Source organism: Acinetobacter sp. 22323 (assembly GCF_052044895.1).
GTDB classification, from domain to species: Bacteria; Pseudomonadota; Gammaproteobacteria; order Pseudomonadales; family Moraxellaceae; genus Acinetobacter; species Acinetobacter schindleri.
The window spans coordinates 18643-35181 of sequence record NZ_JBQEOL010000001.1; the positions used below are offsets into that span (position 1 = coordinate 18643).

Below are 16539 nucleotides of genomic sequence, written 5' to 3' on the forward strand. Positions count from 1 at the left end.
AGTAGTGAATAGAGTGGGGTGCTATTTCATCCCACAGGTTTAACTAGCCATTTGGAGTAGTAATCATTGGATGTAATCTTAAAATATTTACCTCTTATCATTTTTATTTACCCAATTTTATCTTGGTTAGATAGCAGAAAACGCTTTACCCATAGTGCAAAATTTTATGCAGATAGGGCGGTATCTGTTAAAAAATATGAAGAAGAAATTAAGCGAGCTGATATCACTGATTATGAAAAGAGTGCCTTTGCACAGGCAATGATTGCCACTGAAAAACTAGGCTTTAAGGAAGTGAATATTCTTAAGCTAAAATCCCCTAATAACTTTTTTTCAATGGTCAATAAAATAAAAAAAATTAGACATAAGATAGAAGTTAAAAAATTTGGGCAGGAAGATGTATTCATTTCAATCGATAGATCTAAGGCATTAAAATTTAAACCAATAATTTATTTCCTTTTATACGTATCATCAGTACCAATTTTTATATCAAATACTCTCTTAACTTTGTTGTTTAAATATTTAGGATGGAACTTGTTTTTTGTCGATGAAAATACATATATTTTTTCTCAATTTGCTATCTTAATAGTTGGAGTCTTAGTAGCAATTATTTCTGCTATGAAATTCATCAATCATGAAGTTTTAATGTCACTTATTAAAGAGGATGTTGTTATGGCAAAAGAAGAATTCGAAAGAGTGGATGATGCTGAAGAGCATTCACAAGATAATTTGATCGAGCTTGGGTAAATCTGGGTTAAAGAACATGGACGTTCTTTAATAGTTACAATAGTTTCAATTGCTAGTTAAACTTCCACCACCTCTAAGATAAGTAAGCTTACTTTGTACTAACTCAAACTAGGTACAGTTTAAATCCTTTTAGTACAGTTCCAGAAAATAACTAAATAAAGCTTCAGTTCCTATAAGCTATCCCTTTATCAAAGGATAGCTTGAAAATTTGAGATATATTTTCATATAGGATTTACTTCCTAGAAGCTATTCAGTATGCTTTTCACGTTTCATTTTGATCTAACTTGCTATGTTGGCTAATAAGTTTGTTAAGCTTATCCTCGTATCAGTCCTGTTTTTGTTTGCTATAACAACTACGGGGATTTATACGTGGGCGCCTGTAATAGCAAAAAATCTAGACCATCATCATGAACTGAGTATTTCTGTAGAAACAGAAGATTCGAGTCAATGGTCATTAGCTCATCATGATGAAGTTCTGAGTACAGCAGATCAAGATAAAAAAAATCATAACTGGACAAGTTATGATGAACCCGCATTTCATCATTCAGTAAAGCCAATTCAAGCTGATGATCATTTCTCAATTGATCCAGTCTTTTTCCTTAGTTTTGCTTTACCTTTAATCCTCTTATTTTTAGGTTTATTTGAACGCCCAATTCGGTCTTTTAAACTTAGGAAAAGGATTAACTTTCTTTGTAATTCCTACGCATTTACCAAGACTCTCATTGTTCTAAGAAATTGATTTAACTATACAAAAATATTTTTCATTTTTTGTATAGGTATAGTCATGTCTAAAAAAAGTCAGGTAATTTTCGCCTGTGGCTTAGTCATCATTGCTCCGCAGTTATTTGCAGGAACAAATTATGCACAGTTACAGCAGCAAGCTATTGCAAATGATTCAGTTCTAAAAAGTTTGCAGCAATCTCAGCAGGCTTATGATGTAAATCAAAAATATGCTGGTCGGCTGAACAATCCAACTTTCAATGTCGAATTGGATAATCTAGGTAATTCCAAGCTTAAAGACTTGGATGGCCCAACGGCATTCATGGGTTTGTCCCAAGAAATTCCGTTGAATAATAAACTTGCCTTGCGTAAGCAATTAGCGGGTTTGCAAGGAAATAATAACCAATTTGAGATTACTCAACGACAAGCAGAGTTAAAAGCCGATTTTCGAATCTGCATGTCTAATTGGTATGCAGCTTCTCAGCGAGCAGAAATTTATGCTGCAGAGAGCAAGCTGAGTGCAAGACAAGCAACAGTTCTAAATGAAAAGCTAAAGTATGGACGGGTGATTCCATCTGATGTTCAGCTTAATTCGGCTTTATCTGTTGAGTCTAAACTGCGTTATCAAAATGAATTGAAAAAGGTTCAGTTTCAGAAAAATCTCTGTTCAAAATTTGCTTTTGATTTGCCAGCCAATGCTATTGATGTTCCTTTAACGATTAACTTCACCGACAAGGTGAGCTTATCTGAACAGCAGGCATTGCTCAAAAAGCAGCAGGCAAAAACTCAATTTGAATTAGCAAAAAAAGAAGCGGTTCCTGACATCACGCTTGGCGTTGGTGTGCGTAATTATCAAGAAACCGATGACAAAGTTTTTTTGATTTCCACATCAATTCCGCTTTCGATATTCAACCGTAATACCGGCAATATTGCACTCGCACAAGCACAGCAAACCAATGCGGAAACGCGTTCAGAATTAATCAATCGAAACTCAAAGATTGAATTGGATAACAAATCTATTGAGGTGTCCAGTTTGATTGATGCAATCAAGCAATATGACCAATCTGTTTTACCTGCAACAAAAGAAAGTTTACGCATTGCAGAAATGGGTTATCAGGCAGGAAAAATTTCATTATTGGAATTTAATAGCATTAAACAAGTTTGGTTAGACAAACATCTCGCTCGATTTGATCTGTGGTTGGCTTTGCAAAATCAGATTGCAGAAGTTGAACGAAATTATGTAACGAATTTAGATCAAGAATAAGGGCAGAGAACATGAATAAACCAAAGAATACGGTCATTGCTACAGGCGTTATGGCTTTACTTGTCATGTTGTGTGCTCTGGCTTGGTACAAAACAGGAAACAAATCACAGACGTCTTCAGCACATGGTGAAGCTGTCGAAGAAAAAGCTGCTGTCGCAGGCGATGAAAAAGGTCCACATGGTGGACGCTTATATCGTGATGGAGACTTTTCGGCAGAGGTAAAAATTTTTGAAGAAGGTGTAGAGCCGCATTTACGTGTCTATGGCTACTACAAAGATCAGCCTTTAAAGCCGAGTGAGATTAACGCGAATATTTTTATTAAGCGTTTAGATGCTGAGCAAACCATTCGCTTCAAACCTGAAAGTGATTACTTGATTGGCGATGAAATTGTTTATGAACCGCATTCGTTCTTGATGGTGATTAATGTTGATTATCAAGGCAAGAAACACAGCTGGAAATGGGAGACCAAAGAAGGCCGTGTAACCATGTTGGATAGCAGTATCAAAAGCAGTGGCTTAGAACTTCTTAAAGTTGAACCTATGACGTTTGAGAATGCGCTTGAGCTTAAAGGCGAGCTTAAATTCCCAGACAATTTTGAAAGTTTCATTACACCTAAAGCAAGCGGAACACTCATCAAAACCTATCGCACTATTGGTGATAAAGTCAGCCAAGGTGATCTGTTAGCAACTGTTCAAAGCCAAGATCTGATCCGCTTAAATGCTGAGCGATCCATTGCATTAGATAATTTGCAATTTTCACGCAAAAAAATGGAACAGGAACGCGCATTATTTCAAAAACGCGTATCGCCTGAAATTGACTACATCAACGCAAAACGTGAATATGATGATGCACAGACTCGTGCAAATGAGCTGAATAGCTTAATCCGCTCTTACGGTGGTTCAGGAAATGGGACGATTGAAGTTAGAGCAGCAATGTCGGGCACAGTTTTACAAGTGCTTGCTGCTGTGGGTTCAAATGTAACACCAGCTTCACCACTCTTTAAAATTGCCAATACTTCACAGTTGCTTGCAGTGGTCAATGTACCTGCGGATAAATTAAATGCGATTAATCCAAATGCAAAAGTAACAGTTAAACCTCAAGTACAGGAAAGTACGGAGGAAGCACTGGGTAAGATTAAATACATTAGTGATGTGATTGATCCTAAAACACGTACTGCTCAAGTCTTTATTGAGATTGCGAACCAATTCAAATGGCGTTCTGGTCAGCTTGTTACCGCACAAATATTCGAAAATCAAAGTACGAAAGCAATGGTTGTGCGTGAAGATGCATTACAAAACTTCCGTGATTGGGATGTGGTATTTATCCGTGTAGGCAATGACTTTGAAGCACGTCCTTTAGAACTAGGCGATAAATATAATGGTTTTGTCGAGGTGAAATCTGGTCTTAAAGCAGGTCAGGTGTATGCAGCAGGCAATTCCTACTTATTAAAAGCAGAGCTGGGTAAATCTGGCGCTACTCATGATCACTAAGGGGTAGCGACTATGTTTGATCAAATTGTTAAGCTCTCGATCAAGAATAGATGGCTTGTACTGATTGTCTTTCTGTTTATCGGTGCATTTGGCGTTTATAACTATTTTAAACTGCCGATTGATGCTGTGCCTGACATTACCAATGTACAAGTCCAAATCAATAGTGAAGCGCAAGGCTTATCTCCAATGGAGATGGAGTCACAAGTGACCTATCCAATTGAAACGGCTTTGGCTGGTATTCCTAATCTGGAATACACACGTTCTGTATCGAGATATGGCTTATCTCAGGTTACGGCGATTTTCAAGGAAGGCACGGATATCTATTTTGCTCGTCAACTTGTAAATGAAAAGTTGCAAGGGGTTACTCCAACACTTCCGACTGGCATATCGACTTCAATGGGGCCTGTTTCAACAGGGCTTGGCGAAATCTTTATGTACACTGTTGAGAACGCAAAAGATAATCCAAATCCATTATCACCCACTGAATTAAGAACTCTGCAAGATTGGGTGATTAAACCACAGCTTCGAAATGTTGAAGGTGTGAATGAAATCAATACGATTGGCGGTTATTTAAAACAATTCGTGGTGCAGCCTGATTATGCGTATTTACGCAGCATTGGCTTAGATCAGCAGGATATCTTGGATGCTATTTCTAAAAATAGCATGAACAAAGGGTCTGGTTATATTGAGAAGAATGGTGAGCAGTATTTGATTCGCTCAGATTCTCAAATTAACTCGATTGAGCAAATTCAAAATATCCCAATTACCACAAGCAGCGGTTACATTCTTCGATTGAAGGATGTGGCAAAAATATCGATTGGTCACGAGTTACGTACAGGTGCAGCAACTAAAGATGGGCAAGAAATTGTCTTAGGTACTGCATTTATGCTGATTGGTGAAAACTCGCGAAATGTTGCTCATGCGGTAGATCAAAAGTTACAAAAAGTCCAAGAGTCATTGCCAGAAGGTGTTGAGGCGAAAGCCGTTTATAACCGTACAACTTTGGTTGATGCAACAATCGACACAGTAAAGAAAAACCTTCTTGAAGGTGCAATTCTCGTTATTGTCGTTCTCTTCTTATTCCTTGGACATTTCCGTGCAGCACTCATTACTGCGATGGTGATTCCTTTATCTATGCTCATGACCATTACAGGCATGGTGAATCAACGAATCAGTGCAAACTTAATGAGTTTAGGTGCGCTCGATTTCGGGATCATTGTCGATGGTGCTGTCGTTATTGTTGAAGCTTCACTTGCAAAATTAGCGATGAAACAAAAAGAGTTAGGCCGGATTCTGACGCGTAAAGAACGTTTTATTACCGTATTTGAAGCAACTAGGGAATCTCGAAAAGCCATTCTTTATGGTCAATTGATCATTATCTTAGTGTATCTGCCTGTCATGACGCTTACTGGTGTTGAAGGCAAGATGTTTACACCGATGGCAGCTACAGTTGTTATGGCTCTCGTGGCTGCAATGGTTCTTTCGATTACTTTTGTTCCTGCAATGGTGGCTTTAGTCACGACAGGTGAAATTAAGGAAGAGGAATCTAAGATTGTTCATTTCATTAAGAAAGTCTATAGCCCAATTTTAGATTGGTCATTGAGTCATCGTTATAAGCTGATCGCATTCGTCGCTATTTTCTTTGTATTCAGTGCAAGCCTTTCAACTCGCTTAGGCTCTGAATTTATTCCCTCATTAGATGAAGGTGATGTGGCATTACATGCGCTTCGAATTCCCGGCACGTCTTTAACTCAAGCTGTTGAAATGCAATATGCGCTTGAAAAAGAAATCGTCAAAATTCCTGAAGTTAAAACGATGTTTGCTAAAGTGGGTACAGCTGAAATTGCGACTGACCCAGTTCCACCAAACGTGGCAGATAACTTTGTCATGTTAAAACCACGCAGCGAATGGCCTGACCCTGACAAAGAAAAATCAGCTGTTGTTGCCGATATTGAACGTGTGGCAAAAGGCGTTTATGGAAACAACTATGAGTTCACTCAGCCGATTCAAATGCGTTTTAACGAGCTGATTTCAGGTGTTCGTACAGATGTTGCAGTGAAGATTTATGGTGATGATTTAGATCAGTTGCTTGAATCAGCAAATGCTGCAGCGAAAATTTTAGAAGGTGTGAGTGGTACAGCTGACTTAAAAGTTGAACAGCTGAGTGGACTGCCAACGGTATCTGTTGAGCTTAAAAAGGACATGATCGCCAACTACGGTCTTGATGCTGAAGATGTGCAAAAGCAAGTATCCAGTCTGATTACGGGGCAAACAGCAGGTAAGGTTTTTGAGGGAGATCGTAAGTTCGATATTGTGGTTCGAATGGATCAGAACTCCGTTACGGACTTAGACAAGCTTTATCAAGTTCCAGTGAATTTGCCTAATGGTTCAAGTGTACTTTTATCTGAACTAATCGAATTGAAGAATGTTCAGGGGCCAAACCAAATCTCACGTGAAAACGGTAAACGCCGAATTGTAATTACTGCCAATGTTCGTGGTACGGATATCGGAAGTTATATCGCAGAAGCCCAATCTAAACTCAATGCTGACTTTAAATTACCTGAAGGCTATTGGCTGACATGGGGCGGTACATTTGAACAAATGGAATCAGCTTCAAATCGTCTAATGATTGTTGTCCCTCTGGCTTTGATCTTAATTTTTGCCATGATTTATATGGCATTAGGAAATGTCAGAAATAGCGTGCTGGTCTTTACGGGCGTGCCATTTGCATTAACGGGCGGTGTGATTGCCTTAGCTTTACGTGATATCCCATTCTCTATCTCAGCAGCCGTTGGTTTTATTGCACTGTCGGGTGTTGCTGTACTGAATGGCTTAGTTCTAGTGTCTGCAATTCAGAGATTGAGAGATCAAGGTGAAGGATTACTTGAAGCTGTTAGACACGGTGCATTGGAACGACTTCGCCCAGTATTAATTACGGCTTTAGTGGCATCTTTAGGTTTCATCCCTATGGCATTGAATGTTGGGATTGGCTCTGAAGTGCAACGACCAATTGCGACTGTTGTGATTGGCGGAATCTTATCTTCGACCTTATTGACGTTGATTATTTTGCCTACGCTATACGTTTGGTTTAACCAAGGACGTAAAAAGCAATCAGATGATTTTTCTGAGCAGCAAGAAGCCTAGGTGAAAATGCAATGATAGGCATAGTGAGAGATAGAAAGTTTAGAAATTTGATGATGTGGTTCGTCTGCATCATCAGTCTTGCACTATGCCTGCATTTTAATACGCACAATGCAGAGACTGCATACCAAGAACATACGGTTTATGAATTTGAAGGTGTACATTTTCATGATGTGCATCAAAAGCAAAACCATATTCATCATGATAATTTTCATGAGCATTTTGGTGAATATCAGTCTGGTCAATCGATAACTTTGTTATTTACTTTCACCTTTATTTTGATCCTGGATAGAGTGAAAAATTATCTCTATCTGATGATCAGCCGTATTTTCAAACCTCCCAAAACATCGCTAGAAACTTTTCTTTTTAGTTAACTTTGGAGTTTGATTTACATGCAATTTATTTTTTTACAATGGGTGAGACTCAAGGCATTTTTAAAGTTATTGATTACTTTAAGTGCAGTTTTGATGAGTTCTGCACTTTTTGCCCATGGCGTGGCGGAAGGTGACAAAGGCTATATTCAAGAAATTTATGGGGTACACATCATTCCCTTTATTTACCTTGGTGCAAAGCACATGGTTACAGGTTATGACCATTTGCTGTTCCTCGTCGGGATTATCTTTTTCTTATATCGCATGAAAGATATTGGCTTATATGTCAGCCTTTTTGCGATTGGTCACTCTGTGACAATGCTGATTGGGGTGTATTACAACATTTCCATGAATGCATACATTATTGATGCAATTATTGGTTTTTCTATTGTTTATAAAGCTTTGGATAATTTAGGTGCATATCAGCGTTGGTTTGGTTTCCAGCCCAACACTAAAGCAGCGACGTTAATTTTTGGTCTGATTCATGGCTTCGGTTTAGCGGTAAAAATTCAAGAGTATGAAGTTCCGGCAGATGGTCTATTGGCAAACCTCATTGCATTTAATGTCGGGGTAGAGCTTGGTCAATTTATGGCTTTAGCGATGATTTTGCTGTTGATGACAATGTGGCGAAAAACGCCGTATTTCTTCAAAACAGCTTATCAAAGCAACTTTTTTTTAATGTTCCTCGGCTTTTTACTTGTGGGCTTTCAGCTTACTGGCTTCGTTACTCAATAAGGATTTTCAAATATGTACAACGCTCAAATTCCACAAGATGTTGAATTCCCTTCTGCAAAGAAACTTGTTAAATCAACCATTATCGCTGCAGTGAGTGCTGCAGTTGTCTTAGTTACAGTTGTTATGCCAGCTGAATACAATATTGATCCTACTGGGGTTGGTAAAGTTCTAGGCTTAACAACGATGGGTGAAATTAAGCAATCTTTGGCTCAAGAGTCTGAAAATGGTATGGGAGAGGCAGTTTCAAACACGATATCGAGTGAAGTTGCAAGTGACCCCAATATTCAATCATCTATGCCAATTGGTGAAGCAGAAAAAATGCTAATGCCTGCAATTCAAAAGCAGCAAATGACAGTTGAGTTGAAGCCCGGACAAGCCACTGAAATTAAGTTGGCGATGCCGGAAAGTGCTAGCGTGAATTTTAAATGGACAACATCAGGCGGTGGTCTAAATTATGACACGCATGGTGATCCAGTGAACGCTCCCAAGGGCTTTTACCATGGATATGGCAAAGGACGTAATGAAACTCAGCAAACAGGTACATTAAAAGCAGCTTTTGATGGTAAGCATGGCTGGTTCTGGCGTAATAGAACTGAAAGTCCTGTTTCAGTGACATTGGAAGTTGAAGGCCAATTCAGTGATATGAAGAAAGTCTTTTAAGCTTTAAAAAATCTCCTTGGAATAAAATCCAAGGAGATTTTAATTGGCATTGATTTTAGAAATAAAAATTAGGTTCTAAAAGGAGTCCCTAAAATGCTAGAAGTTTTAAAAAATACAACGTATAGGCATTTGTTCTTAGCTCAAGTCATTGCACTTATTGGAACAGGGCTGATCACTATTGCTTTGGCTTTACAGGCGTATGATATTGCTAAAGGGGAGGCTGCTCAGGTCTTAGGCATAGCATTGGCGATAAAGATGATTGCTTATATTGGGGTAGCACCTATTGCTTCAGCATTTGCAGAAAGGCTGCCACGTAAAAAAGTTTTAGTGGGGTTAGATATCATCCGTGCTTTAACTGCTTTATGCCTGCCTTTTGTGACCCAAATTTGGCAAATCTATATTCTAATTTTTATTCTGCAATCTGCATCAGCTGCATTCACACCTACTTTTCAGGCCATGATTCCTGATGTGTTGCCTGATGAAAAAGACTATACCAATGCTTTGTCCCTTTCACGTTTGGCTTATGACTTAGAAAATATCATCAGTCCGATGTTGGCAGGATTTTTACTTGGATTTATAAGCTATCACAATCTATTTTTAGGAACGGTGATTGGCTTTATTGGTTCAGCACTTTTTGTTGTCAGTGCAAAATTGCCTGTTGCTAAAGTACCTGAATTTAAAGGAGTGTATTACAGAATAAAGCAGGGGACAAAAATTTATTTTAATACCCCGCGTTTAAAGGCACTCCTAGCGTTAAACCTTGCGATTGCTTCAGCCAGTGCTGTGGTGATTGTAAATACGGTTGTACTCGTTCAATCAACCTTTAAGCTAAATGAACATGCCACCACTTGGGCCTTTGGCTTGTTTGGCTTAGGGTCTATGCTCTCGGCATTTATATTGCCTAATATTCTGGATAAATTTAACGATCGAGCTGTGATGTTGAGCGGCACAGCTGTATTAGTCGTTGGCTTGTTCTGTGGGTTTTTTATTAACTCATACAACGGACTATTAGCTTTATGGTTTGCTTTGGGAATAGGTTACTCAGTATCTCAAACGCCTACAGGTCGGTTAATTCGTAAATCTGCATCTAGTGAAAATAGAACTTCATTATTTGCCGCGCAGTTCGCTTTTTCACACGCATGCTGGTTAATTGCTTACCCTTTAGTAGGTTGGCTGAGTACCAATTTTGGAACACTCTTTACATTCGTGCCTATGGCGATTATTGCTCTAGTGGCAATGAGTATTGCTTTTATAATTTGGCCAAAACAGGATGAGTCCGTAATAGTACATTCACATGATGACTTACCTGCGGATCATGAACATCTACTCAGTCATAACCATGATGGAAAGCATTCACATGACTATGTAATAGATGAATACCATCAAAGATGGCCGAAATAAATGATGGCCTATGTTTTATTATTTTTAAGTGCATTTGGTGCAGCAATTGGGTATTTAATTTATTGGAAAATATCCTAATTTTTTGAAATTACGTTAAACTGATTTATGCAAGTAAAACAATTGATCAATTTAAAATAGGGGTTTAGCATGAAAGTTATGTTTTTTTGTTTAGTTGGATTGTTCGCAAGTTATGCGAATGCACATTCTGGTGGTACTAATTCAGCGGGATGTCATAACAGTAGTACTGGTGGGTATCACTGCCATTAATAAAAAAAGAGTTCTTAAGAACTCTTTTTTATTAAACCAATCGGGGGAGGAAGGTTTATAGTTTGATAGATATTCGAATTATTAAGCCTAAAATAATTTGGTTTTTTAGATTTAACGTAAGTTTTAAAAAAATATAATTAATAAGATAATACCAAGTGCAACACGGTACCAAGCGAAAACTCTCAGTGAATGTTTTTCTACAAATTTGACCAAAGCTTTTACAACAACAAGTGCAGCTATAAATGCAGCTATAAAGCCTATGACTATATTTAATATATTCTCTGAGGTTAATATTGATGCATTACGCATTAAGTCATATGTTGCCGCGCCTAACATTGTTGGCATAGCGAGAAAAAAGGAAAATTCTGTAGCAGCTTTACGTGATAAACCTGAGAGCATACCGCCAATTATCGTTGCTCCTGAACGAGAAGTGCCAGGAATCATTGCAAGGCATTGAGCAAAACCGACAAGAATAGCTTGTTTTATACTAATGTCAGTGGCTTCGAGTGTTTTTGGTTCAAACTTTCTTGCTTCTACTGCGAAAATAATCAATCCGCCAATAATAAGTGCGAAAGCTACGACTAATGGGCTAAACAATACTTGTTTGATGAAATCGACGGCTAATATACCAATGAGAACAGCAGGAAGAAAAGCAATAAAAACATTGATAGCAAAACGTCTAGCATGAGTATCACCAGAGAAAAAACCTTTTACTAAGTCGATTATCTTTTGACGGTAAAGCCAGCAAACAGCAAGAATAGCACCTAGCTGAATGACGACCTCAAATACACGGCCTGAGTCGGATTGAAAATCAATTAAATGCCCAAAAAGAATTAAATGTCCTGTACTTGATATTGGTAGAAATTCTGTTAAACCCTCAATCATTCCTAAAAATAATGCTTTTAAAAGTTCTAGATTTTCCATAAGTAAAAATAATCATGAATGGTTGGAATCTTTTAAGGCATTTCAAACTTTATATAAATGTATCTATGCAAATTTTTACGCAAATTTTACGCGCTATACATATTTCTGAATAGAGATTTTACGGGCGGCTTTTAGATACTAAATCATGGAAATTTATCCATGCTTAGGATGGAAAAGATGAGTGCTAAATTTAAAGCGCATCAAAAAATGTCGTATCAAAACAACTGCGCCATACATGAGGCGATGCAACTTAGAGAGATAAAAAAAAGTGTATTTGCTTTCCATTTTAAGGGGAGTAAAAACTGATGTTAGTATTTATTCTGCTTATCATGAACGTTGTCGCCCTTGCTTATCCGCTTGGTAAATATTTAGCAGCAGTTATGCAAAATCAAACAATGCGAATTGATCCACTTTTCAATTGGATTGAAAAACCGATATATATACTGTTGGGTACGAACCCTAAATTGGGGATGAGTGTCAAAACGTATACCCTAAGTTTTGTACTGAGTTGCATGGTGTTGGGTGGCTTTACTTGGGTTTTATTTATGACTCAAGCGAACTTACCGCTGAACCCCAATCAGGCTCCAAATATGTCGTGGGATTTAGCCCTTCACACCATGATTTCGTTTTTAACCAATACAAATCAGCAGCATTATTCCGGACAGGCTCAGTTGTCGTATTTGTCACAAATGGTGGGTATTGTTGGTTTGCAAATCATTACTCCCATGATGGGGCTAGCAATGGTTGTTGCTACGGTTCGCGCATTATTTTATAAGCAATCCGTTCCGCTGAATATTGAAAAAAACACAACTTCGGGGACTCCATTACAAGGTGTGAATGTCGGTAATTATTGGGCAGATGTCATTCGTCCAACCTTCAGATTTTTAATACCGCTATGCATGGTATGGTCACTTTTACTGACTAGCCAAGGTGTTCCATCAACATTTCAAGGCGGCCCAGAAGTTCAAGTCCTAGACCAAACTGCAGAATTACATACGCAAAAAATTCCATTGGGGCCAGTAGCACCAATGGTTGCGGTTAAACAATTAGGAAGTAATGGCGGGGGCTGGTATGGGCCTAATAGCAGCGTGCCTTTAGAGAATCCAACGCCATTATCTAATTTCCTAGAAATGTTGGCTATTTTACTCATTCCAGTTTCAGTTATTTTTATGCTGGGCTTTTTTACCAAGCGTACAAAATTTGCAGTCTTCGTTTTTGCTTCAATGCTGCTGATGTCAATCATTTCTGCCAGCAGTGCAATTTGGTCTGAAAGTATTTCTACAACGGCAGCACAGCTGTATGCAATGGAAGGTAAGGAAGTACGTTTTGGTGAAGCATCTTCTGCGCTATGGTCAGCATTGACTACACAGGTGAATAATGGCTCAGTCAATATGATGCATGATTCTTCTGCACCGCTCACTGGATTAATCGCATTAGCAAATATGCTGATTAATGCTATTTGGGGCGGGATTGGCTGTGGGTTACAGCAATTTATCATTTATCTATTTTTAGCTGTGTTTATCGCAGGTTTGATGATTGGGCGTACACCTGAACTCTTTGGTCGGAAAATTGAAGCTGGGGAAATTAAGTTACTCGCTGTGGTGATTTTAATTCAACCGATTACGATTTTAACCCTCACTGCAATCACATTGTATTTCCCTACATTAACAGGCAATAGCAATCCTCAATATCATGCTGTTTCACAGGTGCTGTATGAATATGTTTCGGCATTTGCCAATAACGGCTCAGGTTTTGAAGGTCTGGCTGATAATACAATTTGGTGGAATTTAAGTACCAGTTTAGCTCTAGTCTTGGGCCGTTTTCCAACATTGATTATTCCTCTTTTCATTGCCGCACGTTTAGCTTCGAAACGTCAAGCTCCTGAAAGCAGTGGCAGCTTAAAAGTGGAAACTCCGACTTTTGCACTCACGTTGATTGCCATTGTGGTGATGTTGACGCTCTTGCAATTCATGCCTGTACTGGTTTTAGGGCCTATCGCAGACCATTTGTTGTTGGTTAAAGCTTAAGGGTGAAAAATATGAATCATTCAAAACAATCTATTAACGCTGTTCAAAATATGCCGTTACCAACAGTACCAAAGCAAAATCAATCAACATTGTTCCAAGTAGAAGCATGGAAAAATGCTTGTATTAAACTGTTGCCGCAGCATGTCATTAAGAACCCTGTGATGGCGATTGTATGGCTAGGAACACTGATTACGCTGGTGTGCACACTTTTGGGAAAAGCAGACTTAATGTTTGGCATTCTAGTCACAGTCATTTTATTTATTACTGTGCTATTTGCGAATTATGCAGAAGCTGTGGCAGAAGCCAAAGGTCGGGGACAGGCTTCCTCTTTAAGACAAGCACGCCAGAATTTAACGGCACGTCGAATTAAAAATAAAGAAGATGCGGATGGTGAACAAATCGCAGCGACGCTCTTAAAAATGCATGATTTGATTGAAGTTCGTGCGGGTGAGTTGATTCCTGCTGATGGTGAAATTATTCATGGTTTTGCAACCATTAATGAAGCTGCTGTTACAGGGGAGTCAGCACCTGTTTTACGTGAAGCGGGTACTGATAAATCAGGTGTGATTGGTGGCACTAAAGTATTGACGGATCGAATAATCGTGCAAGTCACAGCTGAAACAGGAAATAGCTTTCTTGACCGTATGATTGCTTTGGTAGAAGGTTCAAACCGTCAAAAAACACCGAATGAAATTGCTTTGGGTATTTTACTTACAGTGATGACAGTGACTTTCATTGCAGTTGTTTTCAGTTTGCCAATGATTGGACATTTCTTAAAAATCGAAATTAATCCAATTCTACTGGTTGCATTATTGGTTTGCTTAATTCCAACCACCATTGGCGGCTTGCTTCCTGCTATCGGTATAGCTGGGATGAACCGTGCTTTAAAAGCCAATGTTATTGCTAAATCAGGTAAAGCGGTAGAAGTTGCTGGTGATGTAGATGTACTGCTTTTAGATAAAACCGGCACGATTACTTATGGTGACCGCCAAGCAACTGCATTTTATCCGCTCGCTGGTGTCACTGAATCAGAGCTTTGCCAAGCTGCAGTACTTACCTCATTGGCAGATCCAACGCCTGAAGGTAAATCGGTTGTGGTTCTAGCAAAAGAATATGGACAGCATGTCGATACGCCTGAGCAAGCAGAATTTATTAACTTTGATGCTTCAACGCGTATTTCTGGGATTAACTTGAAAGATGGTCATCAAATTCGTAAGGGTGCATTGGATGCCATTCTTAAGTTTTCATCACAAAATCTTGAGAATCAACTTGAGTTGAAAACCCGCGTTGAACAAGTTGCTTCTAAGGGTGCAACACCGCTTGTGGTCGCAAAAGATCGGAATATTTTAGGTGTCATTGAGCTTTCGGATGTAATTAAAAAAGGGATCAAGGAAAAGTTTGCGCGCTTACGTGAAATGGGCATTAAAACCGTCATGGTGACAGGTGATAATCCACTTACGGCTGCTGCTATAGCTGCCGAAGCAGGCGTAGACGACTATATTGCTGAAGCAAAACCAGAAGATAAGCTCAGCTGTATTCGTGCGGAACAAAACAAAGGGCATTTGGTGGCAATGGTCGGAGACGGTACCAACGATGCTCCTGCTTTGGCTCAAGCTAATATTGGTTTAGCGATGAACTCAGGTACGCAAGCGGCTAAAGAGGCGGGTAATATGGTCGATTTAGACTCCGATCCAACGAAGCTTCTGTCTGTAGTGGAAATTGGTAAGCAGCAGCTGATTACACGCGGTGCATTAACCACATTCTCTTTGGCAAATGACGTCTCAAAATACTTTGCCATTTTACCTGCATTATTTGTCGCGGCTATTCCACAAATGGGTGTGCTGAATGTGATGCAATTGAGTAGCTCTGAAAGCGCCATCCTTTCAGCACTGATATTTAACGCGATTATTATTCCTTTACTCATCCCGATTGCTTTACGCGGTGTGAAATTTAAGCCATCAACGGCAACTCAATTATTACGCCGTAATATGCTGATTTATGGTGTAGGCGGAGTAATGTTGCCTTTTGTTGCGATTAAAGCGATTGATCTGATGATTAGTCAATTGTTATCACTTTGAACTGATGAGGAGAATAAAAATGAATATTGAAAACCATCAAGAAAATGAGCAATTGAATAGTATGTCGACGGCTGGATTCGGTTTAATACGTGCATCCATTGGCTTAACAGCTGTGACCTTGGCTATATGCGGCTTTGCATATAGCTCGGTTGCAGCAGGTTTAGGGCAGGTCATTTTTCCGCATCAAGCCAATGGCAGTTTGATTGTACAGAATGGTGAGGTCATTGGGTCAAGTTTGGTTGCACAGCCTTTTATTCAAGCAAAGTATTTTCAACCGCGGCCGTCCGCGTCAAATTATGACCCTATGGCCATGGCAGGGGGTAATTTGGCACGAACAAATCCAGCATTACATGAAATGATGGATGAGCGTTTAAATAAAATTGTGGCACAAGAGCGCGTTGAAAAATCTCAAATCCCTTCTGATTTGGTAACAGCATCGGGCAGCGGTATCGATCCTGAAATTAGTCTGCAGGCCGCCTTAATTCAGGTCAATCGAATTGCAGCCGCAAGAGGAATGTCAGTACAAGATGTGGAGACATTAGTACTGGAAAGAAGTATTCGGCCTAGCTTCGGAATATTAGGGCAGACACGTGTGAATGTGCTTGAAATAAACATTGCTTTGGATCAGGCTGAAAAAGCGATTTAATAAAATGGAAGGAAGAGGAGAACTATCCTCTTCCTACTAGAAAGGGCATAAATCTAAGATATTTATAAAAG

General features: G+C 39.1%; 14 protein-coding genes. 13 read left to right on the forward strand and 1 reads right to left on the reverse strand.

Annotated elements, in window-relative coordinates; genetic code table 11:
- Positions 1 to 66: 66 nt before the first annotated feature.
- The 10 genes from ACTJIX_RS00080 (at position 67) to ACTJIX_RS00125 (ending at position 10793) form a co-directional block, all read left to right on the forward strand.
- Entirely contained in the window at positions 67 to 744 is a 678-nt protein-coding gene (locus tag ACTJIX_RS00080) for a hypothetical protein (RefSeq protein WP_034675506.1), read from the forward strand.
- Between the two features lie 289 nt (positions 745 to 1033).
- On the forward strand, positions 1034 to 1483 hold the full coding sequence (locus tag ACTJIX_RS00085) for a hypothetical protein (RefSeq protein WP_048882498.1): 450 nt from the start codon (positions 1034 to 1036) through the stop codon (positions 1481 to 1483).
- Positions 1484 to 1528: 45 nt separating this feature from the next.
- Positions 1529 to 2728, forward strand: a complete 1200-nt coding sequence (locus ACTJIX_RS00090; RefSeq protein ID WP_071321142.1) for a TolC family protein — start codon at positions 1529 to 1531, stop codon at positions 2726 to 2728.
- 11 nt (positions 2729 to 2739) lie between these two features.
- Positions 2740 to 4218, forward strand: a complete 1479-nt coding sequence (locus ACTJIX_RS00095; protein WP_071321141.1) for an efflux RND transporter periplasmic adaptor subunit — start codon at positions 2740 to 2742, stop codon at positions 4216 to 4218.
- Between the two features lie 12 nt (positions 4219 to 4230).
- Positions 4231 to 7362, forward strand: a complete 3132-nt coding sequence (locus tag ACTJIX_RS00100; protein WP_071321140.1) for an efflux RND transporter permease subunit — start codon at positions 4231 to 4233, stop codon at positions 7360 to 7362.
- An 11-nt stretch (positions 7363 to 7373) separates the two neighbouring features.
- Positions 7374 to 7733 (forward strand): hypothetical protein, encoded by a 360-nt coding sequence (locus ACTJIX_RS00105; protein WP_071321139.1) that lies wholly within the window; start codon positions 7374 to 7376, stop codon positions 7731 to 7733.
- An 18-nt stretch (positions 7734 to 7751) separates the two neighbouring features.
- The gene (locus ACTJIX_RS00110) at positions 7752 to 8465 is read left to right on the forward strand and encodes a HupE/UreJ family protein (RefSeq protein ID WP_071321138.1); all 714 of its coding nucleotides are present in this window, start codon (positions 7752 to 7754) and stop codon (positions 8463 to 8465) included.
- A 12-nt stretch (positions 8466 to 8477) separates the two neighbouring features.
- On the forward strand, positions 8478 to 9125 hold the full coding sequence (locus tag ACTJIX_RS00115; RefSeq protein ID WP_071321137.1) for a transmembrane anchor protein: 648 nt from the start codon (positions 8478 to 8480) through the stop codon (positions 9123 to 9125).
- Between the two features lie 93 nt (positions 9126 to 9218).
- Entirely contained in the window at positions 9219 to 10526 is a 1308-nt protein-coding gene (locus ACTJIX_RS00120) for an MFS transporter (protein ID WP_071321136.1), read from the forward strand.
- A 156-nt stretch (positions 10527 to 10682) separates the two neighbouring features.
- Positions 10683 to 10793, forward strand: a complete 111-nt coding sequence (locus tag ACTJIX_RS00125; RefSeq protein WP_228715866.1) for a YHYH domain-containing protein — start codon at positions 10683 to 10685, stop codon at positions 10791 to 10793.
- Positions 10794 to 10916: 123 nt separating this feature from the next.
- Here the strand turns inward: ACTJIX_RS00125 and ACTJIX_RS00130 are convergent, their stop codons facing one another.
- A complete protein-coding gene (locus ACTJIX_RS00130) occupies positions 10917 to 11717 on the reverse strand; it encodes an undecaprenyl-diphosphate phosphatase (protein WP_071321135.1) in 801 nt (266 codons plus the stop codon).
- 305 nt (positions 11718 to 12022) lie between these two features.
- On the opposite strand from ACTJIX_RS00130, the gene kdpA reads away from it, so the two are divergent.
- From kdpA to kdpC, 3 genes are read left to right on the forward strand one after another with little or no spacing between them, the layout of a single operon-like run.
- Complete coding sequence (kdpA, locus tag ACTJIX_RS00135; protein WP_071321134.1) at positions 12023 to 13744, forward strand: potassium-transporting ATPase subunit KdpA; 1722 nt, start codon at positions 12023 to 12025, stop codon at positions 13742 to 13744.
- Positions 13745 to 13794: 50 nt separating this feature from the next.
- Positions 13795 to 15822, forward strand: a complete 2028-nt coding sequence (gene kdpB / locus ACTJIX_RS00140; protein ID WP_071321150.1) for a potassium-transporting ATPase subunit KdpB — start codon at positions 13795 to 13797, stop codon at positions 15820 to 15822.
- Between the two features lie 19 nt (positions 15823 to 15841).
- On the forward strand, positions 15842 to 16468 hold the full coding sequence (gene kdpC / locus ACTJIX_RS00145) for a potassium-transporting ATPase subunit KdpC (protein ID WP_071321133.1): 627 nt from the start codon (positions 15842 to 15844) through the stop codon (positions 16466 to 16468).
- Positions 16469 to 16539: the final 71 nt, after the last annotated feature.